Raw genomic sequence first — 25912 nt, 5'->3', positions numbered from 1 at the left:
AGTAGGACGCCGCCGAACAATCATTCAAAAGAAGCCCCCTGACGGGATGTCAGGGGGCTTCTTTGCGTTCCCGGCCGGAAAATTTCCGGATAACCTTCGCAAATGCAGAACCTGACCCTGACCTGGCAAACCTCGGCCGCTGCCTCCGCGGCGTTGTACGGAGCGGCTTTCACCGTCGGGCGGGCGGCCGCGCGGCGGGCCGGGGCGGGGGAGTGGCGTCGGGGGCGGGTTGCGGCGGATGTGCTGCGGGAGGCGGGGACGCTGCTGGCGCTGTTCGCGCTGTGGCAGGTGGTCGGGCATCTGTCGCTGGTCGGGACGGACCATGCGCTGGATCGGGCGGACTGGATCCACCGGACGGAGGCGGACTTCGGGCTGCCGGACGAGGCGTCCTGGCAGCGGGCCGTGGTGGGGCATCCGTGGTTGGTGCGGGCGGCGAACTACTACTACGCGACGATGCATTTCGGCGTGATGCTGGTGGTGCTGCTGTGGCTGTTCCTGCGGCACCGTCAGCGGTACGCGTGGGTGCGGACCACGGTGGTGGCGACCACGGCCGTGTGTCTGCTGATCCAGTTCATTCCGGTGGCACCGCCGCGGATGCTGCCGGCGAACGGGTTCGTCGACCTGGCGGCGCAGTACGGGCAGTCGGTGTACGGCAACGCGGTGGCGGGGGTGGTGGCGGACCAGCTGTCGGCGATGCCTTCGGTGCACGTGGCGTGGTGCGTGATCACGGCGGTGGCGGTGATCGCGGTCGCGCGCGGGCCGTGGCGGTGGCTGATGGTGCTGCACCCGCTGGTGACGGTGTGGGTGGTCGTGGTGACGGCCAACCACTTCTGGGCGGACGGGCTGGTGGCGCTGGCGATCCTGCTGACCGTGTACCTGCTGCAGGCGGTGGCGTCGGGGTGGCGCCGGCCGGAGGAGGACGAGGCCGTGGCGGCGGGTGCGGAGGAGCGGGAGCACAGCGCGGTGCAGGGCTGACGGAGCTCGCGGTGCGGCTCAGCCGGGCTGGGCGGCGAGCAGGGCGTCGGCGAGGGCCGTGCGGTAGTAGCGGCCGGCGGTTCCGGAGCGGGCACGGGCGACCAGGCGGGCGTCGAGCAGGACGCTGAGGTGGTCGCCGACGGCGGCGGGGCTGAGGCCGGTGAGGGTGGCGAGCTGGACGGTGTCGCGCGGGCGGTCGAGACCGGCGAGCAGCTCGGCGCGGGCGCTGCCCAACAGGCGGCCCAGACTGGCGGGCGGGGTGCGCGGGGTGGGGACGGGCACGGCGGAGACCGGGTAGATCACGGCGACGCGGCCCGCGTCCTGCATGACCCAGCCGAGGCGGGCACCGGTGGGGACGAACAGCAGCTCGGCGTCCGGGGGAACGTCGGCGGGGGTGGCGAGTTGGAGCCGGCCGGTGGACAGCCAGCGGTGTTGGGGGCCGAGCGCGGGGAGGGCGGCGGGCCAGCCGTGGTGGTCGGCGAGGCGGCGCCGGGCGGTGGCGTCGGCGTGGAGGGCGCGCAGGCGGGCGGGCCATTCGGGGTGGACGACGTGCCGCCACGTCCAGTCGAGGAGTTCGGCGAGCTCGGCGGCCAGGTCGAGTCCGGTGAGGTCGAGCCCGTGCGGGGCCGCGTCCGGGTCGGGCGGCGGGAGCCGGAACTCGCCGGGCCAGTGGGTGGGCCGGCGGCCGGTCAGCCAGTCGGCGAGATGCGGCGCGTCGGCGAGGCGCCGGTGGAACGCGGGCCGGTGGGTGGCGAGCCAGGCACGGCGCCAGGGCTCGGGCCGGATCTCGGCGAGGATGCCGAGCGTGGCGACGGTCTCCACCAGCGGCGAGAACGCAAAACGGCATGCGGCCAGCGTCTCCGTGCCCACCTGCCACTGGCCCATGAGTCCCCTCCGAACGGAGACCCTAGCAACCGGCCGGTGCGGCGGGAGGGGATTGCGGGATCACCCGAGAGGCCCGGGAGCGCAGGGGCACTCGCATGCGCGAAGCAGGCCGCCGTCGTCCCACCGTTGCTGCCGAGCGCCGTATGGTGAACGGGTGCTGCCGAAGCCAGTTGCGTTGGCTTCGGCCGCGGCTGTTCGGTCGGTCAGCCGAGGCGGCGGCGCAGGCCCCAGGTGGTGAGGGCGGCCAGGGCCGCGGTGAGGGCGAGGTAGATCGCGGTCTCGATCCACTGGAACGGCCAGTAGCGGTCGGCGGGTTGGTAGTCGACGGCGATGTGCAGGTCGGCCTGGGCAAGGCATTCGCGGGTGGCGGGGCCGCCGGCCTCGGCCCGGCAGGGCTGGGTGCCGAAGGTCACGGCGCGGCCGTCGGCGTGGCGGACGGCCTGGGGCTCGTTGCCGGTGAGGACCCAGCCGTCGGGGATGTCGAGGCTGGCGATCATCGGGGAGTCGGGGCCGAGGGTGTCGCCGCTGAAGCCGAACATCCGGGCGGTGCCGAGCGTGGTGGCGTTGAGTGCGACCTCGGAGTGCACGGCCGGCCGCAGGTGGGGCCGGACAGCCAGCGGCATCAGGACCTGGACGGCGGTGAACACGGCCAGGGTGACGGCCATCGCGGCCGTGGTGCGGCGCAGGAACAGGCCCGCGCAGGCACCGAGCGCGACCGCGAATGCGGCATAGCCGAGCGGGACCAGGCCGCGGACGTCGAACATCAGCGGCTGGAAGCGGTCTTGGTTGAGCCGGTCGAGCGGGTCGGCGAACCAGGACACGAGCAGGCTGAGCAGTCCGGTGACGAGCATCGCGGCGGCTGCGGTGACCAACAGCTTCGCCGCCAGCCAGCGACCGCGGCGGACACCCTGGTTCCAGATCAACCGGTGGGTGCCGGTCTCCAGCTCCCGGGCAATCATCGGTGCGCCCCAGAATGCCCCGATCAGTGCGGGAGCCAGCAGCACCAGTGCGCTGCCGATGTAGTACGGGTTGCGGTAGCGGCCGATCAGCCGGCCAGCACCGGGGCAGAGGCCGTCGCAGTCGGCGGGCAGGTTGTCGAAACCGCTGTGCAGTTGCAGTCCGACGATCACCAGGTAGCCGGTGGCGGCGGCGAGTACGGCGGCGGCCGCCAGGAACTGGGCGCGGAACTGACGCCAGGTCAGCCAGATCATCGCTGGGGCTCCAGGGCGGGTCGGAGGTCGGCGGCGGTTTCGAGGTGGGCGAGGACCAAGTCCTCCAGGCCGAGCGGTTCCATCGCCCAGGACGGGTCGTCGACGGCGGCGTCGGCGCGGACCACGAAGGTGCTCTGGCGTTCGGTGTGTTCGGCGTGGATCACCCGCATGCCGGCCGGCAGGGTGTCGGGGTCGCGGCGGGCGGTGGTGAGCCGGAAGTGGGTGGCGAGCAGGTCGTCGATCTCGCCGTCGGCCCGGACGCGGGAGTCGGCGAGCACGATCAGGTGGTCGCAGACCCGTTCCAGGTCGGAGACCAGGTGGGAGGAGAGCACCACGGTGGCCTCGGACTCGGACTCGGCGACGAACTCCATCAGGCTCTGCAGGAAGGCGCGCCGGGCGAGCGGGTCGAGGGCGGCCACCGGCTCGTCCAGCAGCAGCAGTTCGGGCCGCTTGGCGATGGCGAGGGTGAGTGCGAGCTGGGCGCGCTGGCCGCCGGAGAGGCGGCCGGCCCGCTGGGAGGGGTCGAGGCCGAGCCGGCGGATGCGGCGGTCGGCGAGGGCGGCGTCCCAGTGCGGGTTGAGCTTGGCGCCGAGGCGCAGGTGGTCGGCGATGGTCAGGGCGGCGTAGGTCGGGGTGTCCTGGGCGACGAAGCCGACCCGGCCGAGCTGGGCGCTGTCGGCGGCCGGCGGGCGGCCGAACACCTCGACGGTGCCGCTGGTGGGGGTGAGCAGGCCGCAGGCGAGCTGCAGCAGGGTGGACTTGCCGGCGCCGTTGGGCCCGACCAGCCCGACGACGCGTCCGGCGGGGACGGTCAGGGTGCAGTCGGCCAGGGCCGTGCGGCGGCCGTAGCGCTTGGTCAGCGCCCGGGTTTCGACGATCGCGGTCATCGCTCCTCTTCGGCGGTGCTTCGGAAGGTCTGGTGGAACAGGGCCTCGATGGACTCCGGGTCCAGTCCGGCGGCTCGCGCCGAGGCCAGCCAGCGGCGCAACTCCTGCCGCAGCGGCTCGTGTTCGGACGTGGCGGGGTCGCCGAGGGTGCCGGTGACGAAGGTGCCGACGCCCGGCTTGGGGGAGACCAGGCCCTCGTTCTCCAGCTGGCGGTAAGCCTTGAGCACGGTGTTGGGGTTGATCGCGACCTTGGCTGCGACGTCCTTGACCTTCGGCAGCCGGTCGCCCTGGTGCAGCAGGCCCAGTCGGAGCGCCTGCCGTACTTGGTGGACCAGTTGCAGGTAGGGGGCGACACCGGACCGGGGCTCGATGTGGAACTCGATCACCGCAACCTCATTTATCTAGCTTCCTAGCACTATAGAACTGACGATCCGACAGGCCGTCAAGTCATAAGAAAGTAAAGGGCCTTGAGCTGGGAGAACGACATGCGGACATGCGGACATGCCGAGGCCCGGGCGCCGTGGGGGTGGCGTCCGGGCCTCGGGGACTGCGGCGGTTACTTGACCGGGAGTGCCACCCGGCCCCAACGTCCGCCGGTGAGAGCGGCGGTGGCCCAGTACCAGGCGGCCAGGCCGGAGAGGGCGGCGACCCAGGCGCCGACCTTGCCCCAGCCGCCGGAGCCGCTGAGGACGCCGATGGCGTCGAGCAGCAGGGCCAGCGTCAGCAGGCCGTACACCGCACGGATCAGCTGGCCGGCGCCCCAGGCGGCGGCGGTCAGGGTGAGCGCCAGCAGCGCCCACAGCAGCAGGAACAGGCCGGTGGTGTTCTTGCCGGTCGCGCCGGCCGCCGCCGAGGTCGCCCAGAAGGCGCCGAGGGCGGTGAAGGCGGTGCCGTCGAAGCGGTTGCCGCCGTAGAACTGCCACAGGCCGGCGACGAACAGCGTGACCCCGCCGACCAGGTGGGCCAGCGAGGCGGCGGCGCCGGACGAGGTGCCGCTGAGGACACCGGTGCCGAGCAGGCCGTACGCGAGCAGGGTGAGACCGAGGGCCAGATAACCGAGCGGACCCGCGTCTGCGGATCGGGCATTCGCCCCGGAGGCGTCATTGCTCACCGGAGGCTCCTTTCACTCTGCGCCAGGGCATGGCGAGATCGCGGTGAAAAGTGGAGTGTGCGAGAGGTGGTGCCGGGTGCCGGGTCGTGGGCGCACCGAAGAAGGGTGCGGGCGGCTGCGGCGATATGAGAGAGCCGGCGGCCGAGCCGCCGGTCGATGCCCTCCGGGGTGGACCCCCCGGTGCCTACGGTCTACCCGGCTCCCGCGACTTGTACCCTTGTGAACCGCCAGGGACGAGCAAGTGTGAGCAAACCGTGACTAGTTCTGACGCTGCGTCGGAATGCGGAGCGTCAGGATCGCCATGTCGTCGGACGGCGGCTCCGGGGCGAAGCGCTCCACCGCGCGGTGGACGCGGGCGGCGACCGCGCCGGCGGTCAGGCCTGCGCAGCCGGTCAGGACCTCGATCAGGCCGTCGTCGCCGAGCATCCGGCGGCCCTCCCGGCGTTCGGTGACGCCGTCCGTCACGCAGAGCAGCACCTCGCCGGGCGTGAGTACCAACTCCTCGGCGGTCAGGTCGAGTTCGTCCATCACGCCGAGCAGCGGCTGCGGTGAAGCGGCCTGGTCGACCTGCCCGTCGGTGCGCAGCCGCAGGGGCAGCGGGTGGCCCGCGCAGACCAGCGACAGGACGGTCGAGCCGTCCTCGCGGGGCGTCAACTCGCCGTACAGCAGGGTGAGGAAGCGGGCCCGGCTGCCCTCGTCGAGGATCGCCGCGTTCAGTCGGGTGAGGACCTGCGGGGCGCTCAGGCCCTCGCGGGCCAGCAGGCGCAGCGAGTTGCGGGCCAGGCCGGTGACCGAGGCGGCCTCGGGGCCGGTGCCGCAGACGTCGCCGATGGCGAAGCCGTAGGTGCCCTCGCGGATCGGGAACAGGTCGTAGAAGTCGCCGCCGACCTCGTTGCCCTCGCCCGCGGCCTGGTAGAAGACCTCCACCTCGACGCCCGGGATCTTCGGCAACTCCGGCGGCAGCAGGGCGCGTTGGAAGGCCTGCGAGGTGGCGGTGCGCTCCGAGTAGAGGCGGGAGTTGTCGAGCGCCAGGGCGGCCCGGCGGGAGAGGTCCTCGCCGAGCTCCAGGATCTCCTGGCGGAACCGGACGCCGCGCCGGGTGCCGAGCACCAGCAGGCCGATCACCCGGTTGCGGGCGGACAGCGGCAGCACCACCGTCTCGCCGAGCAGCCCGGCCAGTTCGGGGCTGTCGGCCAGGCCCAGCGCGCGGGCGGTGTCGGAGGGCGCCGTCCAGGTGCGGGCGCCGGGGCTGAACACCGCCTCCGGGGCGGGGGACTTGTCGAGCAGGGCGCGCAGCGGGTCGATCCGGTCCTCGTCCTCGTGCAGCACGAAGGCGAGTTCGGCGCCCGCGGCGGCGTCCGCGGTGGTGTAGACGGCGCACCAGGACGCCAGGGTGGGGATCGCCATCTGCGCCATCAGGGCGAGCGTCTGTTCGTGCTCCAGAGTGCCCGCGAGCAGGTCGGAGGCCTCCACCAGGAAGGACAGCGAGCCGCGCCGCAGCCGCTCCAACTCGCCGAGCCGGGCGGACTCCAGGGCCAGCGCGATCCGGTCGGCGGCGAACTGCAGGCGCAGCGCGTCCTCGTTGTCGTAGCGGCCCGGCGGGGCGGCGGCCACCCCGAGCGAGCCGGTCAGCCGGCCCTCGACCTTCAGCGGGACGGTGATCAGCGACCGCAGGTCGGTGCCGACCAGCAGCGGCGCGGCGCCGGGCCGCACCGCCAGGTCCTCGTGGACGGCCGGCAGCCGGGCCGAGTCGTAGCGGCCCGCGCCGCCGTCGATCGGCAGCCGGGAGAAGCGGCGGGCCGGGCCGGCCAGGCCGGTGGCGGCCCGCAGTTCGAACTCGGTCTCGTCCTCGCTGGTGAGCATCAGGTAGGCGGCGTCGGCGTCGAGCAGGTCGCGGGCGCGTTCGACGATCCGCTGCAGCAGGCTGGACAGGTCGTCGGGGGAGACCGGGCCGACCAGCAGGTCGAGCGGCTCGACGGCGGTGGTGGTGGCGGCCTCGGTGGACGCGCCGGTGCCCGGGGTGCGCAGCACCGCCCGGTCGGACTCGCGCACCAGCAGGCACAGCACCACCGGCACGCCGCCGCTGTCGCGCAGCCGCACGTGGGTGCCGTACACCTCGCGGGTGGCGCCGTCGCCGCCGCGCACCGCGTAGCTGCCCTCCCAGCGGGCCAGGCGCAGGGTGTCGCCGAGGCCGAGGCCGGGGGTCTGCGGCCAGACGGCCAGTTCCGCCCAGGGGCGGCCGAACACGGCGTCGGCGGGGCGGTGGAAGAGCGACTCGGCGTCGGCGTTCCAGTGCCGGATCCGGCCGTGGTCGTCGAGCTGGACGACGGCGACCCGCAGCGGTCCGTCCGTGGCGGGCAGTTCGCCGCCGGGCAGGCTGGGCAGCGCGTACCGGGTGCCGGGCTGCTGCTCGGGCAGGGCGAGCCGGAACCACACGGTCTTCCGGCCGGCCGCGTACTCGACGCCCCAACTGCTGGACAGCGCCGAGCACATCAGCAGGCCGCGGCCGCCCTCGCCGTCGGGGTCGGCGTACCGGTCCGAGTTGAGCGTCACGTTGGCGAAGGAGTCCTGGCCGCGTTCCGGGTGCCGGTCGCTGACCTCGATCCGGACGGTGTCCTCCTCGCGGAGGCAGGCCACCTCGGCGGCCGTCCCGGCGTGCACCACGGCGTTCGTGACCAGTTCGCTGACCAGCACCACGGCGTCGTCCACCACCTCGGGCAGGTCCCACCCGAGCAGGGCGTCCCGGACGAAGCCGCGGGCTGCGGCGGCCGACCGGTCGACCGGTTCGAAGGTGGCGGCTGCGCGCGCGGTGACCACGGCCACGTCTCCTCTGCTGCTGGTACGGCGGGTGGGGTCAGGACCTGCGGCGGTCCGGGGCGGGGTCGCCTCGGGCCGGTGCGGCCCTCCACCCTACTTTCCGGTTGGTACCCCGCGGGGGCGGGGCGCTGAAACAAGCCCCTGGGGGTGATTTCCTTCACGAGTTTCTCCGGCTGTTCCCCTGGTCGTTCCCGGGAACCCTCCGCAACCGGTCCGACACCGGGTGCCAGTGCTGTCACACTGGGGGGTCCGTGTGCCGTCGCCACCGCAGTACGGTCGAGGGGACGGCGGGGAATCGACGGGCCGCTCACCGGCCCTTCCGCCGCGGTGACAGTCAGGACCTGGGAGGGCCTCGTTGAGTTCGGCGACCAAGGACGTGTCCGCTACCACGACGGCCGCTTCGCGCGGCACGCGGTCGGCGCCGCCCTCGCGGGCCGGCGGCGGCCGGCGCCAGGGCCCCGGGCGCGGCGCGGAGCCCGCGGAGCTGCGCAAGCTGCTGACCGCGCTGACCGCGATGCGCGACGGCAACTTCCGCCGCCGGCTGACCTTTCCCGGCGACGGCCTGCTGGCCGAGATCGCCGCGGTGTTCAACGAGGTCGCCGAGCGCAACCAGCACCTGACGGGTGAACTCGCCCGGGTGCGGCGGGCGGTGGGCCGCGAGGGCCGGCTGTCCGAGCGGCTGGAGACCGGCGTCGGCGAGGGCGCCTGGATGGCCGCCGTCGACAACTGCAACGCGCTGATCGACGACCTGGCCCGGCCGATGGCCGAGGTCGGGCGGGTGCTGTCCTCGATCGCCGAGGGCGACCTGACGCAGACCATGGAGCTGCGCTCGGTGCACACCACCGGCGCCAGCTACCCGCTGCGCGGCGAGTTCCTCAAGGTCGGCCGCACCGTCAACGGGCTGGTCGACCAGCTCAGCGAGTTCACCGAACAGGTGACCCGGGTGGCGATCGAGGTCGGCACCGAGGGCAAGCTCGGCGGGCAGGCCCGGGTGCGCAGCGTCTCCGGCTCCTGGAAGGACCTCGCCGACTCCGTCAACACCATGGCCGGTCGGCTGACCGCGCAGGTCCGCAACATCGCCGAGGTGACCACCGCGGTCGCCCGCGGAGACCTGTCGCGCAAGGTCACCGTCGACGTCGACGGCGAGATGCTGGAGCTGAAGAACACCGTCAACACCATGGTGGACCAGCTCAACTCCTTCGCGGCGCAGGTGACCACGGTGGCCCGCGACGTGGGCACCGAGGGCCGGCTCGGCGGTCAGGCGCAGGTCTCGGGCGTGGCCGGCGTGTGGCGCGACCTCACCGACTCGGTGAACTTCATGGCCGCCAACCTGACCGCGCAGGTCCGCAACATCGCGGAGGTGACCACCGCGGTCGCCAAGGGCGACCTCTCGCGCAAGATCGAGGTCGACGCGCGCGGCGAGATCCTCGAACTGAAGAACACCATCAACACCATGGTCGACCAGCTGTCCGGCTTCGCCGAGCAGGTGACCCGGGTGGCGCGCGCGGTCGGTACCGAGGGCATCCTCGGCGGGCAGGCGCAGGTGCCGGGCGTGGCCGGCGTCTGGAAGGACCTCACCGAGAACGTCAACTCGATGGCGAACAACCTCACCTCGCAGGTCCGCGGCATCGCGCAGGTGACCACCGCGGTCGCCAAGGGCGACCTGTCGCAGAAGATCCAGGTCGACGCGCGCGGCGAGATCCTGGAGCTCAAGAACACCATCAACACCATGGTCGACCAGCTCTCGGCGTTCGCGGACGAGGTCACCCGGGTCGCCCGGGACGTCGGCACCGAGGGCATCCTCGGCGGCCAGGCCAGCGTGCCCGGGGTCTCCGGCACCTGGAAGGACCTCACCAACTCGGTGAACCTGATGGCCAACAACCTGACCAGCCAGGTGCGTTCGATCGCCGAGGTGACCACCGCGGTGGCCCGCGGCGACGTCTCCAAGAAGATCACCGTCGACGCCAAGGGCGAGATCCGCGAGCTCGTCACCACCGTCAACACCATGGTCGAGCAGCTGTCCGCGTTCGCGGACGAGGTCACCCGGGTGGCGCGTGAGGTCGGCACCGACGGCATGCTGGGCGGCCAGGCCCGGGTCTCCGGCGTGTCCGGCATCTGGCGCGACCTGACCGACAACGTCAACCTGATGGCGTCCAATCTCACCTCCCAGGTGCGAAACATCGCCGAGGTGGCGTCCGCGGTGGCCCGCGGCGACCTGTCCAAGAAGATCGCCGTCGACGCGGCCGGCGAGGTCGCGGCGCTCGCCGACACCCTGAACACCATGGTCGACCAGCTGTCGGCGTTCGCCTTCGAAGTGACCCGGGTCGCCCGCGAGGTGGGCACCGACGGCATGCTGGGCGGCCAGGCCGGAGTGCCGGGCGTGGCCGGCATCTGGAAGGACCTGACCGAGAACGTCAACCTGATGGCCAACAACCTCACCGGCCAGGTCCGCAACATCGCCCTCGTCATCACCGCCGTCGCCCGCGGCGACCTCTCGCAGAAGATCGACGTGGACGCCCGCGGCGAGATCCTGGAGCTCAAGACCAGCATCAACACCATGGTCGACCAGCTCTCGGCGTTCGCCGACGAGGTCACCCGGGTGGCGCGTGAGGTCGGCACCGACGGCCGCCTCGGCGGCCAGGCCCGCGTTCCCGGCGTCGCCGGCACCTGGCAGGACCTCACCGAATCGGTGAACGAACTCGCCAACAACCTGACCCGGCAGGTGCGCGCGATCGCCCAGGTCGCCACCGCCGTCACCAGGGGCGACCTGTCGCTGCGGATCAACGTGGACGCGTCCGGCGAGCTCGACGAGCTCAAGGACAACATCAACCAGATGATCGCCAACCTGCGCGAGACCACCCGGACCAACAAGGAACAGGACTGGCTGAAGTCCAACCTGGCCCGGATGTCCGGCCTGCTGCAGGGCCGCCGCGACCTGTCCGCCGTCGCCTCGCTGATCATGAGCGAGCTCACCCCGGTGGTCTCCGCCCAGCACGGCGCGTTCTTCCTCGCCCAGCCCGCCGGCCGCAGCGCCGAACTCGTCACCGAGGACGACGACGAGAACGACATCGTGCTGCGCCTGATCGGCTCCTACGGCTACCACCGGCGCACCATGCCCACCACCTTCCGGCTCGGCGAGGGCCTGATCGGGCAGGCTGCGGTGGAGAAGCGGCCGATCGTGCTCAAGGAGACCCCGCCCGGGTACCTGAAGATCTCCTCCGGCCTCGGCGAGTCCTCCCCGGCGCACGTGGTGGTGATGCCGGTGCTGTTCGAGGACCGGCTGCTCGGCGTGATCGAACTCGCCACCTTCTCCAGCTTCACCACCGTCGCGCTGGACTTCCTGATCCAGATCGCCGACCAGATCGGCGTCACCGTCAACACCATCTCGGTCAACACCAAGACCGAGGGCCTGCTGCTGGAATCCCAGCGGCTGACCGCCGAACTGTCGATGCGCTCCGCCGAGTTGGAGGCCCGCCAGGAAGAACTGGAGCGCACCAACGAGGAGTTGCAGGAGAAGGCCGAGCAACTCGCCCAGCAGAACCGCGACATCGAGATCAAGAACAGCGAGATCGAGGAGGCCCGGCAGATCCTCGAGGAGCGCGCCGAACAGCTCGCGCTGGCCTCCCGCTACAAGAGCGAATTCCTCGCCAACATGTCGCACGAGCTGCGCACCCCGCTCAACTCGCTGCTGATCCTGGCCAAGCTGCTCTCCGACAACAACGAGGGCAACCTGTCCGCCAAGCAGGTCGAGTTCGCCGAGACCATCCACGGCGCCGGCAGCGACCTGCTCCAGCTGATCAACGACATCCTCGACCTGTCCAAGGTCGAGGCCGGCAAGATGGACGTCCGCCCGGCCCGGATCGCCCTGGTCCAGCTGGTCGACTACGTGGAGGCCGCGTTCCGGCCGCTCACCGCCGAGAAGAACCTCGACTTCGCGGTCCGGGTCTCCCCGGACCTGCCGATCACCCTGCACACCGACGAGCAGCGCCTCCAGCAGGTGCTGCGCAACCTGCTGTCCAACGCGGTGAAGTTCACCGACGCCGGCGCGGTCGAGCTGATGATCCGCCCGGTGGCCGGCCCCGACACCCCCCAGCACGTGCGCGAGCAACTGCTGGAGACCGGCACCATCGCCGACCCCGACGAGCAGCTGATCGCCTTCTCGGTCTCCGACACCGGCATCGGCATCCCCGGCAACAAGCTGCGGGAGATCTTCGAGGCCTTCAAGCAGGCCGACGGCGGCACCAGCCGCAAGTACGGCGGCACCGGCCTCGGCCTGTCCATCAGCCGGGAGATCGCCCGGCTGCTCGGCGGCGAGATCCACGTGGCCAGCGAGATCGGCGGCGGCTCGACCTTCACCCTCTACCTGCCGCTGCGCAGCGAGGGCCCCGAGCCGGTCGCCCTGGAGCGCGGGGCCGCGCCGCGCGCCCTGGAGCCCTCCCGCACGCCCGCCGAGCAGTGGACCCAGGAGGCCCGCGGACTGGTCGAGGAACGCCGCCGCTCCACCCTGGAGCGCCGCCGCGCCGCCCGCCCCGAGGAGGCCCCCCGCCTCGTCGAGGAGACCATCCCGCGCCAGGGCGAGCCGGTGCGCACCAACGCCGGCACCCCGGTCCGCTTCGACGGCGAGCGGGTGCTGATCGTCGACGACGACATCCGCAACGTGTTCGCCCTCACCAGCGTGCTGGAGCAGTACGGCCTGACCGTGCTGTACGCCGAGAACGGCCGCGAGGGCATCGAGATGCTCGAACAGCACGAGGAGGTCGCCCTGGTGCTGATGGACATCATGATGCCGGAGCTGGACGGCTACGCGACCACCGAGCAGATCCGCCGGATGCCCAGGTTCGCCGGCCTGCCGATCATCGCGCTGACCGCCAAGGCCATGAAGGGCGACCGGGAGAAGAGCCTGCAGGCCGGCGCCACCGACCACATCACCAAACCCGTGGAGACCGACCACCTGTTGGCGGTGATGCGCCAGCACCTGCCCGTCAGGTAACCGCCGCCCGACGGGGCCGGCCGCGCTGGCGGCCCCGACCGGGAACCCGGTAAGGTCACCCGTCGTTGCCAACAGTGACCGGACGGTGACGCCCGGCACCGGGCCTGTGGCAGGCAAGGGGGTACGGCTAGCATGACCGGGGCAGTGATGGGCGGCACGAAGGTGCCCGCTCTGGGGAAACAACCGGCAGGAGGGCGGGTCGTGGTGCAGAAGGCGAAGATCCTCCTGGTCGACGACCGTCCGGAGAACCTGCTCGCCCTGGAGGCGATCCTCTCCGCGCTCGACCAGACGCTGGTGCGCGCCTCCTCCGGCGAGGAGGCGCTCAAGGCGCTCCTCACCGACGATTTCGCGGTCATCCTGCTGGACGTCCAGATGCCTGGCATGGACGGCTTCGAGACCGCCGCGCACATCAAGCGCCGCGAGCGGACCAGGGACATTCCGATCATCTTCCTGACCGCGATCAACCACGGTCCGCACCACACCTTCCGCGGCTACGCGGCCGGCGCGGTCGACTACATCTCGAAGCCCTTCGACCCGTGGGTGCTGCGCGCCAAGGTCTCGGTCTTCGTCGACCTCTACCAGAAGAACACCCAGCTCAAGGAGCAGGCCGCACTGCTGCGCCTGCAGTTGGAGACGGACGAGGAGCAGCCGGCCATCGGCGGGGCGCTGCTCGGCGAACTGTCGGCCCGGCTGGCCGCCGTCGAGGAGCAGGCCGAGGCGCTCACCAAGCAGCTCGACGCCGGTGCCGACAGCGCCGGAGCCGCCGCGAGCGCCGCCCACCTGGAGCGCAAACTGGTCGGCCTGCGCCGGGCACTGGACGCACTGCGCCCCGGCGCGAACTGAGCGCCCGTCAGCGTCACTCGAACGGGTGGTTCCCGGGGCGCTGACGGCTCGCTGACGGCGCGTTGACGGGGCAACCCGCCGAAGTGCGCCCGCGCATGTCCGGGGCCCGTCCGCGCCGGTAGGCTGCCTCCCATGGCCACACGAACGCCCGGAAGCGCCTCCGCACGCACCAGCAAGCCCGGGCCGGCCAAGAAGACACCCGCCAAGAAGCCCGCCGAGGCCAAACCGGCCGCCAAGAAGGCGCCGACGAAGAAGGCCCCGGCCAAGAAGGCGGCCGCGGCGGCACCCCCGCCGCCCCCGCCCCGGCCGATACTCTTCCGGGCCGTCCGCGCGCTCTGGCTCGGCCTGGCGAACGCGGTCGGCGCGGTGTTCCGCAGCTACGGGCACGGCGCCCGCAACCTGCACCCCGAGCACCGCAAGGACGGCGTGGCGCTGCTGCTGCTGGCGCTCACCCTGGTCACCGCGGTCGGCACCTGGTTCAGCCCGCAGGGCTGGCTCGGCGAGGCCGCCACCGCCGTGGTCTCCGGCCTGTTCGGCCGGCTCGACGTGCTGGTGCCGTTCCTGCTGGGCGCCGTCACGGTGCGCCTGATGCGCCACCCCGAGCTGCCCGAGGCCAACGGCCGGATAGTGATCGGCCTGACCGCGCTGGTGGTCGCCGTGCTCGGCCTGGTCCACATCGGCTGCGGCGCGCCCGCCATGGGCGCCGGCGCCACCCGGATCCGGCAGGCCGGCGGCCTGATCGGCTGGGCCGGGTCCACCCCGATGATGGCCGCCGCCGGCCCGCCGCTGGCCGTTCCGCTGCTGTTGCTCCTCGCCGTCTTCGGCCTGCTGGTGGTCACCGCCACCCCCATCAACCGCATCCCGCAGCGCCTGCGCCTGCTGGGCGTCCGGCTGGGTGTCGCCGAGCCGCTGCCCGGCGAGTACGAGGACGCCGCGGCGGGTGCCGAGGACCGCGAGTACTCCACCGCCCCGCCGGAGGACGCCGACCCCGACGCGCTGCCGATCACCATCGAGGACGAGGCCCCCCGCCGACGCCGCCGCCGCAAGAGCGACGAGGACCGGGCGTCCGACCCGGTGCCGGTCTCGTTCGAGAAGGACCCGTACCAGACCCGCGACCTGGCCGCCGGCGCCGCCGCGGACCTGGTGGACGGCGCGCTGCTGTTCGGCGTGGCCGGCTCGCCCGCCGTGGCCAGCATGGTCGGCCAGGTGAAGGACAACACGGCGCCCCCGGAGGAGCTCTGGCCGTCCGAGGCGCCCGCCGCCGGGGCCCCCGACGGCCACGACGAGGCCCCGGCCCGGATGGAACAGCTCCAGCTGTCCGGCGACATCGCCTACTCCCTGCCGTCCCTGGACCTGCTGGAGCGCGGCGCCCCCGCCAAGGCCCGCTCGCAGGTCAACGACGACATCGTCGCCCAGCTCACCGGGGTGTTCGCCGAGTTCAAGGTGGACGCCAAGGTCACCGGCTTCAGCCGCGGCCCGACGGTCACCCGCTACGAGGTCGAGCTCGGCCCCGCCGTGAAGGTCGAGCGGATCACCGCGCTGGCGAAGAACATCGCCTACGCGGTGGCCACCCCCGACGTGCGGATCATCTCGCCGATCCCCGGCAAGTCCGCCGTCGGCGTGGAGATCCCCAACCGGGACCGCGAGATGGTCACCCTCGGCGACCTGCTGCGCTCGCGCACCGCCGCCGAGGACAACCACCCGATGGTGGTCGGCATGGGCAAGGACGTCGAGGGCCACACCGTGATGGCCAACCTCGCGAAGATGCCGCACGTGCTGGTGGCCGGCGCCACCGGCGCGGGCAAGTCGTCCTGCATCAACTGCCTGATCACCTCGGTGCTGGTGCGGTCCACCCCCGACGAGGTCCGGATGGTGCTGGTCGACCCCAAGCGGGTCGAGCTGACCGCGTACGAGGGCATCCCGCACCTGATCACGCCGATCATCACCAACCCGAAGAAGGCCGCCGAGGCCCTCCAGTGGGTGGTGCGCGAGATGGACATGCGCTACGACGACCTGGCGGCCTACGGCTTCCGGCACGTCGACGACTTCAACGCCGCCGTCCGGGCCGGCACCGTGCAGCCGCCGCTCGGCAGCGAACGGGAGCTCACGCCGTACCCCTACCTGCTGGTGATCGTCGACGAGCTGGCCGACCTGATGATGGTCGCCCCGCGCGACGTCGAGGACTCGGTGGTCCGCATCACCCAGCTCGCCCGCGCCGCCGGCATCCACCTGGTGCTGGCCACCCAGCGTCCCTCGGTGGACGTGGTCACCGGCCTGATCAAGGCCAACGTGCCGTCCCGGCTGGCCTTCGCCACCTCGGCGATGGCCGACTCCCGGGTCATCCTCGACCAGCCCGGCGCGGAGAAGCTGATCGGCAAGGGCGACGCGCTGTTCCTGCCGATGGGCGCCTCCAAGCCGGTCCGCATGCAGGGCGCGTTCGTCACCGAGGCGGAGATCGCCAAGATCGTCCAGCACTGCAAGGACCAGCTGACGGCCCGCTACCGGGACGACGTGGTGGTCGGCACCGGCCCCAAGAAGGAGATCGACGAGGAGATCGGCGACGACCTCGACCTGCTGGTCCAGGCCGTCGAACTGGTCGTCACCACCCAGTTCGGCTCCACGTCGATGCTCCAGCGCAAACTCCGGGTCGGCTTCGCCAAGGCCGGCCGGCTGATGGACCTGATGGAGTCGCGCGGCATCGTCGGCCCCAGCGAGGGCTCCAAGGCCCGCGACGTGCTGGTCAAACCGGACGAACTGGACGGTGTCCTGATCACCCTGCGCGGGTGAGCGACGGGTGGTCCCGGCGGTCGGAACGCAAGGTGACCACCCGTCAACTTCGGAGGCCGAACTGTGGCACGTTCGGGCCCCCTCCGGTTGAGAAACGTTACGGCACCACCCCTAGACTGGTTCCTCAGCAGGTGGCCTCCGCTCGAAAGGCGTGCCCAGTGACCATCGGCAAGTCCCCCCGCCGCTCCGCCCCCGGCTCCTCCGCGCCCGCCTCCGCCAGTACGGAGCACCCCGCGGAGCCGAGTCACGCCGCCGACGGGCCGAGCATCGGGCGGCTGCTCGGCAGGGCCCGCATCGACGCCGGCCTGACGGTCGACCAGGTCAGCACCCGCACCCGGATCCGGGTGCCGATCGTGCACGCCATCGAGTCCGACGACTTCGACCGCTGCGGCGGCGCCTTCTACGCCCGCGGCCACCTGCGGCTGCTGGCCCGCGAGGTCGGCCTGGACGGCGAGGCGCTGGTCGCCCGCTACGACGCCGAGCACGGCGGGGGCGCCGCCGCGCCCGCCGCCCGGCTGTTCGACGTCGGGCCGATCAAGGTCAAGGACCACCGCCGCCCGAACTGGACGGCCGCCATGGTCGCCGCGATCGTCGCCGTGGTCGTGCTGATCGGCTACAACCTGGTCGGCTCCTCGTCCTCCGACGGCAACGGGCCCGGCGCGGCCAGCGCCCCGCTGCCCTCCGGCGTCTCCGCCCCGGCCACCCTGTCGGCCTCCGCCCAGCCGCCCGCCCCCGAGACGGGCGGTGGCGCGGTCGCCGCCGTCCCCGCCGACAAGGTCACCGTGAAGCTGGTCGCCGGCCAGGAGAAGAGCTGGGTCACCGCCAAGGACGGCAGCGGCAAGTCACTGTTCTCCAACAACCTGGAAGCCGGCCAGGACCAGACCTTCACCGACCCGAAGAAGATCACCCTGGTGATCGGCAACGGCGGGGCCGTGCACCTGTTCGTCAACGGAAAGGACCTCGGTCCGGCCGGTCAGGACGGCCAGGTGGTGCACCTCACCTACACCCCGGGCGACCCGCAGGCAGGCTGATCCGGCCGCTCGAACAAACCGCGCGCCCTCCGGGGGGAACTCCACCGGGGGGCGCGCGTTAATCTTGGCGTCATGCCTGAACCCCGCACTGTCGCCCTGGTCACGCTCGGATGCGCCCGCAACGAGGTCGACTCCGAGGAACTCGCCGGGCGACTGGAGGCCGATGGCTGGCGGCTGGTCGACGACGCCAGCGAAGCCGATGTCGCCGTCGTCAACACCTGCGGGTTCGTCGAGGCCGCCAAGAAGGACTCCGTCGACGCCCTCCTCGAAGCCAACGACCTCAAGGGCCACGGCCGTACCCAGGCCGTGGTCGCCGTCGGCTGCATGGCCGAGCGCTACGGCAAGGAACTCGCCGACGCCCTCCCCGAGGCCGACGGCGTCCTCGGCTTCGACGACTACGCCGACATCTCCACCCGCCTGAACACCATCCTCTCCGGCGGCCACGTCGAGGCCCACACGCCCCGCGACCGCCGCAAGCTGCTCCCGCTCACCCCCGTCGAACGCCAGGCCGCCGCCGCCGAGGTCGCGCTGCCCGGCCACGGCACCCCCGAGGACCTCCCCGAGGGCCTCGCCCCCGCCTCCGGCCCGCGCACCCTGCGCAAGCGTCTCGACGACGCCCCCGTCGCCTCCATCAAGCTGGCCTCCGGCTGCGACCGCCGCTGCTCGTTCTGCGCCATCCCCGCCTTCCGCGGCTCGTTCATCTCCCGCCGCCCCAGCGACGTCCTGAACGAGGCCGTCTGGCTGGCCGGCCAGGGCGTCCGCGAGGTCGTGCTGGTCTCCGAGAACAACACCTCCTACGGCAAGGACCTCGGCGACATCCGCCTGCTGGAGACCCTGCTCACCGAGATCGCCGCCGTCGACGGCATCGAGCGGGTCCGGGTCAGCTACCTGCAGCCCGCCGAGATGCGCCCCGGCCTGATCGACGTGATGACCGGCACCGCGAAGGTCATGCCGTACTTCGACCTGTCCTTCCAGCACTCCGCGCCCGCCGTGCTGCGCCGGATGCGCCGCTTCGGCTCCACCGAGCAGTTCCTCGGCCTGCTGGAGTCGATCCGCGCCAAGGCCCCCGAGGCCGGCGCCCGCTCCAACTTCATCGTCGGCTTCCCCGGCGAGACCGAGGAGGACTTCGCGGAGCTGGAACGGTTCATCACCCACGCCGGCCTGGACGCCATCGGCGTCTTCGGCTACTCCGACGAGGACGGCACCGAGGCCGCCGGCTACGACGGCAAGCTCGACCAGGACATCGTCGACGACCGCGTCACCCGGCTCTCCAAGCTCGCCGAGGAACTCACCGCGCAGCGCGCCGAACAGCGCGTCGGCAAGGAGGTCACCGTCCTGGTCGAGTCGATCGAGGACGGGGTCGTGGAGGGCCGCGCCGCCCACCAGGCCCCCGAGACCGACGGCCTGACCACCCTGCTCGGCGCCGACGACGCCGAGATCGGCCAGTTCTACCGGGCCACCGTGGTCGGCACCGAGGGCGTCGACCTGGTCGCCGAGGCGATCACGCTGCTCGGAGCCGACGTATGACCAAGGGGCCGGGGGCCCCGGCCGCGACCCGGCCCACCCCGGCCGCCGTCCCGCCGCAGCCCGGCCTGTGGAACATCGCCAACGTGCTGACGATGTTCCGGCTGCTGCTGGTGCCGGTCTTCGTCGCGCTGCTGTTCGCCGACGGCGGGCACGACCCCAAGTGGCGGGCGTTCGCCTGGGCGGCGTTCGCCGTCGCCATGATCACCGACGTGTTCGACGGGGCGCTCGCCCGCAGCAAGGGACTGATCACCGACTTCGGCCGGATCGCCGACCCGATCGCCGACAAGGCGATCATGGGCGCGGGCCTGATCGGCCTGTCGATCCTCGGCGACCTGCCCTGGTGGGTCACCGCGGTCGTCCTGGCCCGCGAACTCGGCATCACCCTGATGCGGTTCTGGGTGATCCGCTACGCCGTCATCCCGGCCAGCCGCGGCGGCAAGCTGAAGACCCTCACCCAGGGCATCGCGGTCGGCATGTACGTCCTGGTGCTCACCGGGCCGCTGGCCACTTCCCGCGCCGTGATGATGGGGATCGCCGTCGTCCTCACCGTCGGCACCGGCCTCGACTACGTGGTCCAGGCCGTCCGGCTGCGCCGCGAGGGCATCGCCCGGGAGCGCCGCGGTGAGTGATCGCGCCGTCCGCCTGCTGACGGCGCTCAAGGCGGACGGCGCGACGCTGGCCGTCGCCGAGTCGCTCACCGGCGGCCTGCTGGCCGCTGCCCTGGTCGACGTCCCCGGCGCCTCCGCGGTGTTCCGGGGCTCGGTCACCGCGTACGCCACCGACCTCAAGGCGTCCGTGCTCGGCGTCGACGAAGGCCTGCTCGACGTGCGCGGCCCGGTCCACCCCGTGGTGGCCCGGCAGATGGCCGAAGGCGTCCGGCGGCTGCTCGGCGCCGACTGGGCGCTGGCCACCACCGGCGTCGCCGGGCCCGACCCGCAGGACGGGCAGCCCGTCGGCACCGTGTACGTCGCCCTCGCCGGGCCCCGGGGAACAGAAGCGCTCCCGCTCCGGTTGTCGGGTGCGCGTGACACGATCCGGCAAGGGTCGGTGGAGGCCGCGCTCGACCTGCTGCTGAGTCGGCTGACCGGCACGGACGCCGACCGCTGATCATGACCGACGAACGGGCGGGTCGGGTGGAATCCCACGAACCCGCCGCACCCGATGGAGGAACGTGTTAGACCGGATGCTCCGGTCGGGCCGAACCCGGCCGGACCGCCCCCGCGTCGACCAGGAGTCGACCGGACGTCCGGAGCCGGACATCTGCCCGTCACGGGTGGTTCGACGGCCCGGAAGGGGAAGAACAGGGGAGGGGACGCCTTGCAGCCCAGAGTGAACACGACCCCGGTCCCCGCACGGGACACGGACAAGGCGGTACGGTGGGGTCGTGACATCTCGATCCGCAGTCCGAGGAGGGAGGCACCGATGATTCTGCTCCGTCGCCTGCTGGGCGATGTGCTGCGTCGGCAGCGCCAGCGCCAGGGCCGCACACTCCGCGAGGTGTCGGCAGCCGCCAGGGTTTCGCTCGGATACCTCTCCGAGGTCGAGCGGGGTCAGAAGGAGGCGTCCTCCGAGTTGCTCTCCGCCATCTGCGACGCGCTCGACGTCCGGATGTCGGAGGTCATGCGCGAGGTCAGCGACGAACTGTCGCTCGCCGAACTTGCGGCGATGGCCACCCTCTCCGAGGGTGATCTGCTGAGGCCGGTGCTCGAACCGGTTCCGCTGCCGGCCCCCGGCGTCGACCGGTCCGGTTCCATCTCGCCCAAGGCGGCGATGGACGTGGTGGCGGCCTGACCGGACCTCGATTCCGCCCTCCGTTCCCGGGGGCGGCGAGTGAAGGAGGGCCGCGATGCGAAAGGCGCTACTGCTGGGTGCGACGGCACTGGTGGGCCTGGGTCTGATACTGCTGCTTACGGGCGGCACCGCGATTTCCGGCGGTGCCGCCCTTGGCGTACTCGCGGCGGGCTGGTGGGGGATCGGGCTCATTCCGGTGCACGCACGCACGCGGGGAGAGCACCGTCAGGGACGCGGGGAACTGCGCGAAGGGGAACGCGCCCAGCCGCAGGATCGCGACGCAGGGCAATGACTCGCACGTGTTCGCGCCCTCATCTGATGCGGTAGCCCTTGGGGGTGGGGTGGAATCCGGCCGTTTCCAGGTGGGGGCCCAGGGGGCTGGTGAGGGCGGGGTGGCCGTTGATGCGTTCGATGGTGAGGGGCTTGGTCAGGGCGGCGAGGGCGGCGGTCAGGGCGGGGCCCTCGGTGGACCAGGTGAGCAGGGACTTGCCGCCGCGTTCGAGGTAGAGGACAAGTTCGCCGTCGACCAGGGCGACCAGGGAGCCGGCCTTGCGGGCGGGGCGGTGGGCGCCGGTGGTGTCCTCGGGGGGTTCGGGCCAGGACAGTGCCGCGCCGTACGCGTTGGCGGGGTCGGCGGCGGCCAGGACGACGGCCTGCGGGGCGTCCGCGGGGGAGGTCGCGGACCAGTCGCCGTTCGTCCGCTCCAGGCGGGAGTTGACCGAGCGCAGGCGGTCCGCCGCGCCCTCCATGGCGAACTGCGCGCCGCCGAGGCCCTCCACGAAGTAGCCGCGGCGGGCCTTGCCGCGTTCCTCGAAGGCGGCCAGCACCCGGTAGACGCCCGCGAAGCCACCGGGGACGCGTTCGGCTGCGACGGTGCCTCGGGTCAGGATGCCGTGCCGGTCGAGCAGGGCCTGCGCCTGGGCGGCGGCCCGGACGGTGGGGTCGCCGCCGAAGGAGGGCAGCAGTGACCAGCGGCCGGCGGCCGTCGGCGGGCCGGAACGGGAACTCGGGCGGGCCAGGCCGCGGGCCGCGCCGCCGTAGCGGCCGCGCGGGGTGGAGCGCGGCGCCCGGTGGGCGGTCGCGCCGGCGGTGCGGCCGGAGCCGAGCAGGTTGCGCAGCGGGGCGAGGGTGTCGTTGGTGACGTAGCCGGCCCAGACCAGATCCCACAGGGCGTCGACGATCTCGGCGTCCGGGGTGTCGGGGACGCGTTCGGCGAGCTGGCGGAAGAACGCGCCGTAGCCGCCGGTGAGGGCCTCCAGCAGCGCGGTGTGGACCGGGCCGGGGGTGAGCGGGAGCGGTTCGGGGCGCAGCAGGTGGGCGTTCTCCGGGAGGTGGAGGCTGATCCAGCCGTCCTTGCCGGGCAGGGCGCCCGCGCCGGACCAGCCGATTTCGCCGGCGGCCATCAGTTCGTCCAGCAGGCCGGGGGAGTAGTCGGTGAGGCGGGCGGGGAGGACGAGCTTTTCGAGGGCGGAGGCGGGCAGGGCGGTGCCCTGGAGCTGCTCGACGACGCGGTAGAGGCCGTCGGCACCGCGCAGCCGGTGGCCGGCGAGGTGCTGCCACTGCGGGAGGAAGGCGGCGAGGGCTTTCGGGGGGACGGCCTCGACCTCGTGGCGGAGGGCGGCGAGGGAGCGGCGGCGCAGGCGGCGCAGGACGTCGGCGTCGCACCACTCGGGGGCGGTGCCGGTGGCTTCGGGCCGGAACTCGCCCTGGACCAGGCGGCCGGCGGCCGTGAGGCGGTGCAGGGTGCCGGTGACGACGGCGGTGCCGAGACCGAAGCGTTCGGCGGCGTCGTGGGCGGTGAACGGGCCGTGGGTGCGGGCGTGGCGGGCGAGCAGGTCGCCGAGGGGGTCCTTGACGGGTTCGGTGAAGGCCTCGGGGACGCCGACGGGCAGCGGGGTGCCGAGGGCGTCGCGGAGCCGGCCGGCGTCCTCGATGGCGGACCAGCGGAGTTCGCCGCCGATCCGGACCTGGATGACGCGGCGGGCGGATTCGAGTTCCAGGGCCCAGAGCGGTTCGGCGCCGCGTTCGCCGAGTTCGGTCTCGCTGAGCGGGCCGAGCAGGCGCAGGGCGTCGGCGACGCCCTCGGCGTCCCTGATGCGGCGTTCGGGGGTGCGGCGCTGGAGTTCGGCCTCCAGGTCGGCGAGCACCTTGGGGTCGAGGAGTTCGCGCAGTTCGGCCTGGCCGAGGAGTTCGGACAGCAGCCGGGAGTCGAGGGCCAGGGCGGCGGCGCGGCGTTCGGCGATCGGGGAGTCGCCCTCGTACAGGAACTGGGCGACGTAGCCGAACAGCAGGGAGCGGGCGAACGGGGACGGTTCGGGGGTGGTGACCTCGACCAGGCGGACGGCGCGGGATTCGAGGTCGCGCATCAGCTCGACCAGGCCGGGGACGTCGAAGACGTCCTGGAGGCATTCGCGGACGGCTTCCAGCACGATCGGGAAGGAGCCGTACTCGGCCGCCACTTCGAGGAGTTGGGAGGCGCGCTGGCGCTGCTGCCAGAGCGGGGTGCGCTTGCCGGGGCTGCGGCGGGGCAGCAGCAGGGCGCGGCCGGCGCACTCGCGGAAGCGGGCGGCGAACAGGGCGGAGCCGCCGACCTGGTCGGTGACGAGCTGTTCGATGTCGGCGGAGTCGAAGACGGCGGCGTCGGCGCCGACCGGGGCCTCGTCGGCGGGCGGTGCCGCACTGCCATGCGAGGTGGTGGCCGAGGGGAAGTCGGCGAGCAGGTCGGCGTCCGGCAGGCGCAGCACGATGCCGTCGTCGGCGTGCATCACCTGCGGGTCCAGGCCGTGCTTCTCGCGCAGGCGGGCGCCGATGGCGAGGGCCCACGGGGCGTGCACCTGGGCGCCGAAGGGGGAGTGGACGACGATCCGCCAGTCGCCGAGCTCGTCGCGGAAGCGCTCGACGACGATGGTGCGGTCGTCGGGCAGGTGGCCGCAGGCCTCGCGCTGTTCGGCGAGGTAGGACAGCACGTTCGCGGACGCCCAGTCGTCCAGGCCGGCCTCGCGCAGGCGGGCGGTGGCGGCGGCGGGTTCCATCGCGCCGACCTCGCGGACGAACGCACCGACGGCGCGGCCGAGTTCGAGGGGGCGGCCGAGCGAGTCGCCCTTCCAGAACGGGAGCCGGCCGGGGATGCCGGGGGCGGGGGTGACCAGCACCTTGTCGTGGGTGATGTCCTCGATCCGCCAGGAGGTGGTGCCGAGGGTGAACACGTCGCCGACGCGGGACTCGTAGACCATCTCCTCGTCGAGCTCTCCGACCCGGCCGCCGCCCTTCTTCCCCGTCTTCGAATCGGACCCGGTGGCGCCGGCGATGAAGACGCCGAACAGGCCGCGGTCGGGGATGGTGCCGCCGGAGGTGACGGCGAGGCGCTGGGCGCCGGGGCGGCCGGTGACGGTGCCGGCGACGCGGTCCCAGACCAGGCGGGGGCGGAGTTCGGCGAAGGCGTCGGACGGGTAGCGGCCGGCCAGCATGTCGAGGACGCCGTCGAACGCGGACTGCGGGAGGGTGGCGAACGGCGCGGCGCGGCGGCAGAGCGCGAGCAGCTCGTCCACGTCCCAGGTGTCCAGGGCGGTCGTCGCGACGATTTGCTGGGCGAGCACGTCCAGCGGGTTGCGGGGGATGCGCAGGGCCTCGATGCCGCCGGAGCGCATCCGTTCGGTGACCACGGCGGACTGCACCAGGTCGCCCCGGTACTTGGGAAAGACCATGCCGGTGGAGACCGCGCCGACCTGGTGGCCGGCCCGGCCGACGCGCTGCAGGCCGGAGGCGACCGACGGCGGTGACTCGACCTGCACCACCAGGTCGACCGCGCCCATGTCGATGCCCAGCTCCAGGCTGGAGGTGGCGACCACGGCGGGCAGCCGGCCGGCCTTCAACTCCTCCTCCACCAGGGCGCGTTGCTCCTTGGAGACGGAGCCGTGGTGGGCGCGGGCGAGCAGCGGCGGGGCGCCGGCGGCCGCGCCGGAGCCGCCCATCAGCTCGGCGGGGGCGTGCGACTCGGGCAGCGGGGCGCCGGTGGCCCGCTCGTAGGCGATCTCGTTCAGGCGGTTGCACAGCCGCTCGGCGAGTCGGCGGGAGTTGGCGAACACGATGGTCGAGCGGTGCGCCTGCACCAGGTCGACGATCCGCTCCTCGACGTGCGGCCAGATCGAGGACTGCCGCTGCGGGTCGGACTCTTCGGCGGGCGTGGCGGGCAGGTCGTCGAGGTCGGGGACGGGCACCACCACGGACAGGTCGAAGCGCTTGTCGCTGCCGGGCTGGACGATCGCCGCGCCGCGCTGCGGGCTGAGGTAACGGGCGACCTCCTCGACCGGGCGGACGGTCGCGGACAGGCCGATCCGGCGGGCCGGACGGTCCAGCAGTTCGTCCAGCCGTTCCAGGCTGAGCGCCAGGTGCGCGCCGCGCTTGGTGCCGGCCACCGCGTGCACCTCGTCCAGGATCACCGTGTCGATGCCGCGCAGCGCCTCCCGGGAGGCGGAGGTGAGCAGCAGGAACAGCGACTCGGGGGTGGTGATCAGGATGTCCGGCGGGTGGGTGGCGAACTTGCGCCGGTCGGCGGCGGGGGTGTCGCCGGAGCGGATGCCGACCTGCACCTCGGGCTCGGGCAGGCCGAGCCGGACGCCGGCCTGCCGCAGGCCCGCCAGCGGGGCGCGCAGATTGCGCTCGACGTCGACCGCGAGGGCCTTCAGCGGGGAGATGTAGAGCACCCGGCAGCGGCGCTTGGGGTCGGCCGGGGGCGGGGTGGAGCTCAGCCGGTCCAGCGCGGACAGGAACGCTGCCAGGGTCTTGCCGGAGCCGGTCGGGGCGACCACCAGCACGTCCGTCTCCAGCCGGATCGCCGCCCAGGCCCGCGCCTGCGCCTCGGTGGGGGCGGCGAACGCGCCGGTGAACCAGGACCGGGTGGCGGGGGCGAAGCCGTCCAGCGGGTTCGGGGTGCCGGGCGCGTCGGGGGCGGAGGTGGCCATGCACCCATGGTGCCCCGACGGGCTGACAGGTCACGGGGCGGTCACCGTCTGCCGCAACCCGCCCGGCAAGTCGTACAAATCGCCCATATGGTGATG

Annotated in this window: 17 protein-coding genes; 10 read left to right on the top strand and 7 right to left on the bottom strand. The window is 72.8% G+C overall.

All coding sequences use genetic code 11. The features are described 5' to 3' along the window. Positions 1-102: 102 nt before the first annotated feature. Positions 103-975 (top strand): phosphatase PAP2 family protein, encoded by an 873-nt coding sequence (locus tag AMK19_RS30045; RefSeq protein ID WP_073817669.1) that lies wholly within the window; start codon positions 103-105, stop codon positions 973-975. Between the two features lie 18 nt (positions 976-993). Here the strand turns inward: AMK19_RS30045 and AMK19_RS30040 are convergent, their stop codons facing one another. The 6 genes from AMK19_RS30040 to AMK19_RS30015 form a co-directional block, all read right to left on the bottom strand. After that, positions 994-1860, bottom strand: a complete 867-nt coding sequence (locus AMK19_RS30040) for a winged helix-turn-helix domain-containing protein (protein WP_073817666.1) — start codon at positions 1858-1860, stop codon at positions 994-996. A 203-nt stretch (positions 1861-2063) separates the two neighbouring features. Next, positions 2064-3071, bottom strand: coding sequence for an ABC transporter permease subunit (locus tag AMK19_RS30035; protein ID WP_073817664.1), 1008 nt, complete (start codon positions 3069-3071; stop codon positions 2064-2066). After that, a complete protein-coding gene (locus AMK19_RS30030; RefSeq protein ID WP_073817660.1) occupies positions 3068-3958 on the bottom strand; it encodes an ABC transporter ATP-binding protein in 891 nt (296 codons plus the stop codon). The genes AMK19_RS30035 and AMK19_RS30030 overlap by 4 nt, the downstream gene beginning before the upstream one ends. After that, positions 3955-4344 (bottom strand): GntR family transcriptional regulator, encoded by a 390-nt coding sequence (locus AMK19_RS30025; RefSeq protein WP_073817656.1) that lies wholly within the window; start codon positions 4342-4344, stop codon positions 3955-3957. Before AMK19_RS30025 ends, AMK19_RS30030 begins: the two co-directional genes overlap by 4 nt. A 170-nt stretch (positions 4345-4514) precedes the next feature. Continuing rightward, the gene (locus tag AMK19_RS30020; protein WP_073817653.1) at positions 4515-5069 is read right to left on the bottom strand and encodes an acetate uptake transporter; all 555 of its coding nucleotides are present in this window, start codon (positions 5067-5069) and stop codon (positions 4515-4517) included. Between the two features lie 258 nt (positions 5070-5327). Beyond that, positions 5328-7886, bottom strand: a complete 2559-nt coding sequence (locus AMK19_RS30015; protein WP_073817727.1) for a SpoIIE family protein phosphatase — start codon at positions 7884-7886, stop codon at positions 5328-5330. 514 nt (positions 7887-8400) lie between these two features. Here AMK19_RS30015 and AMK19_RS30010 point away from each other — a divergent pair. From AMK19_RS30010 to AMK19_RS35570, 9 genes are all read left to right on the top strand, one after another. Next, positions 8401-12876: a HAMP domain-containing protein gene (locus tag AMK19_RS30010; RefSeq protein WP_083647489.1), complete on the top strand. Its 4476-nt coding sequence runs from the start codon at positions 8401-8403 to the stop codon at positions 12874-12876. Positions 12877-13077: 201 nt separating this feature from the next. Further along, complete coding sequence (locus AMK19_RS30005) at positions 13078-13719, top strand: response regulator (protein WP_073817649.1); 642 nt, start codon at positions 13078-13080, stop codon at positions 13717-13719. A 132-nt stretch (positions 13720-13851) separates the two neighbouring features. Beyond that, positions 13852-16506, top strand: coding sequence for a DNA translocase FtsK (locus AMK19_RS30000; protein WP_073817645.1), 2655 nt, complete (start codon positions 13852-13854; stop codon positions 16504-16506). A gap of 158 nt (positions 16507-16664) precedes the next feature. After that, entirely contained in the window at positions 16665-17537 is an 873-nt protein-coding gene (locus AMK19_RS29995; RefSeq protein ID WP_241844650.1) for a helix-turn-helix domain-containing protein, read from the top strand. 72 nt (positions 17538-17609) lie between these two features. Then, the gene (gene rimO, locus AMK19_RS29990; protein ID WP_073817642.1) at positions 17610-19064 is read left to right on the top strand and encodes a 30S ribosomal protein S12 methylthiotransferase RimO; all 1455 of its coding nucleotides are present in this window, start codon (positions 17610-17612) and stop codon (positions 19062-19064) included. Further along, positions 19061-19693, top strand: a complete 633-nt coding sequence (pgsA, locus tag AMK19_RS29985) for a CDP-diacylglycerol--glycerol-3-phosphate 3-phosphatidyltransferase (protein WP_073817639.1) — start codon at positions 19061-19063, stop codon at positions 19691-19693. The genes rimO and pgsA overlap by 4 nt, the downstream gene beginning before the upstream one ends. Continuing rightward, positions 19686-20171 (top strand): CinA family protein, encoded by a 486-nt coding sequence (locus tag AMK19_RS29980; RefSeq protein ID WP_073817636.1) that lies wholly within the window; start codon positions 19686-19688, stop codon positions 20169-20171. Before pgsA ends, AMK19_RS29980 begins: the two co-directional genes overlap by 8 nt. A gap of 315 nt (positions 20172-20486) precedes the next feature. Continuing rightward, on the top strand, positions 20487-20855 hold the full coding sequence (locus tag AMK19_RS29975) for a helix-turn-helix domain-containing protein (protein ID WP_030457965.1): 369 nt from the start codon (positions 20487-20489) through the stop codon (positions 20853-20855). 55 nt (positions 20856-20910) lie between these two features. Next, entirely contained in the window at positions 20911-21147 is a 237-nt protein-coding gene (locus AMK19_RS35570) for a hypothetical protein (RefSeq protein WP_143200468.1), read from the top strand. A gap of 19 nt (positions 21148-21166) precedes the next feature. Here the strand turns inward: AMK19_RS35570 and AMK19_RS29970 are convergent, their stop codons facing one another. Beyond that, entirely contained in the window at positions 21167-25816 is a 4650-nt protein-coding gene (locus tag AMK19_RS29970) for an ATP-dependent helicase (protein ID WP_073817632.1), read from the bottom strand. Positions 25817-25912: the final 96 nt, after the last annotated feature.

This window comes from Kitasatospora sp. CB01950 (genome assembly GCF_001905465.1).
Taxonomy (GTDB): domain Bacteria; phylum Actinomycetota; class Actinomycetes; order Streptomycetales; family Streptomycetaceae; genus Kitasatospora.
The sequence above is the reverse complement of the archived record's forward strand: the minus strand, read 5'-3'. Positions and strand labels throughout refer to the sequence as shown.

Coding starts and splice junctions, on each gene's coding strand:
- AMK19_RS30035 (WP_073817664.1), bottom strand. CDS start 3,071: ATGATCTGGCTGACCTGGCGTCAGTTCCGCGCCCAGTTCCTGGCGGCC.
- AMK19_RS35570 (WP_143200468.1), top strand. CDS start 20,911: ATGCGAAAGGCGCTACTGCTGGGTGCGACGGCACTGGTGGGCCTGGGT.
- AMK19_RS30040 (WP_073817666.1), bottom strand. CDS start 1,860: ATGGGCCAGTGGCAGGTGGGCACGGAGACGCTGGCCGCATGCCGTTTT.
- AMK19_RS29970 (WP_073817632.1), bottom strand. CDS start 25,816: ATGGCCACCTCCGCCCCCGACGCGCCCGGCACCCCGAACCCGCTGGAC.
- AMK19_RS30045 (WP_073817669.1), top strand. CDS start 103: ATGCAGAACCTGACCCTGACCTGGCAAACCTCGGCCGCTGCCTCCGCG.
- AMK19_RS29975 (WP_030457965.1), top strand. CDS start 20,487: ATGATTCTGCTCCGTCGCCTGCTGGGCGATGTGCTGCGTCGGCAGCGC.
- pgsA (WP_073817639.1), top strand. CDS start 19,061: ATGACCAAGGGGCCGGGGGCCCCGGCCGCGACCCGGCCCACCCCGGCC.
- AMK19_RS30010 (WP_083647489.1), top strand. CDS start 8,401: ATGCGCGACGGCAACTTCCGCCGCCGGCTGACCTTTCCCGGCGACGGC.
- AMK19_RS30000 (WP_073817645.1), top strand. CDS start 13,852: ATGGCCACACGAACGCCCGGAAGCGCCTCCGCACGCACCAGCAAGCCC.
- rimO (WP_073817642.1), top strand. CDS start 17,610: ATGCCTGAACCCCGCACTGTCGCCCTGGTCACGCTCGGATGCGCCCGC.
- AMK19_RS30030 (WP_073817660.1), bottom strand. CDS start 3,958: ATGACCGCGATCGTCGAAACCCGGGCGCTGACCAAGCGCTACGGCCGC.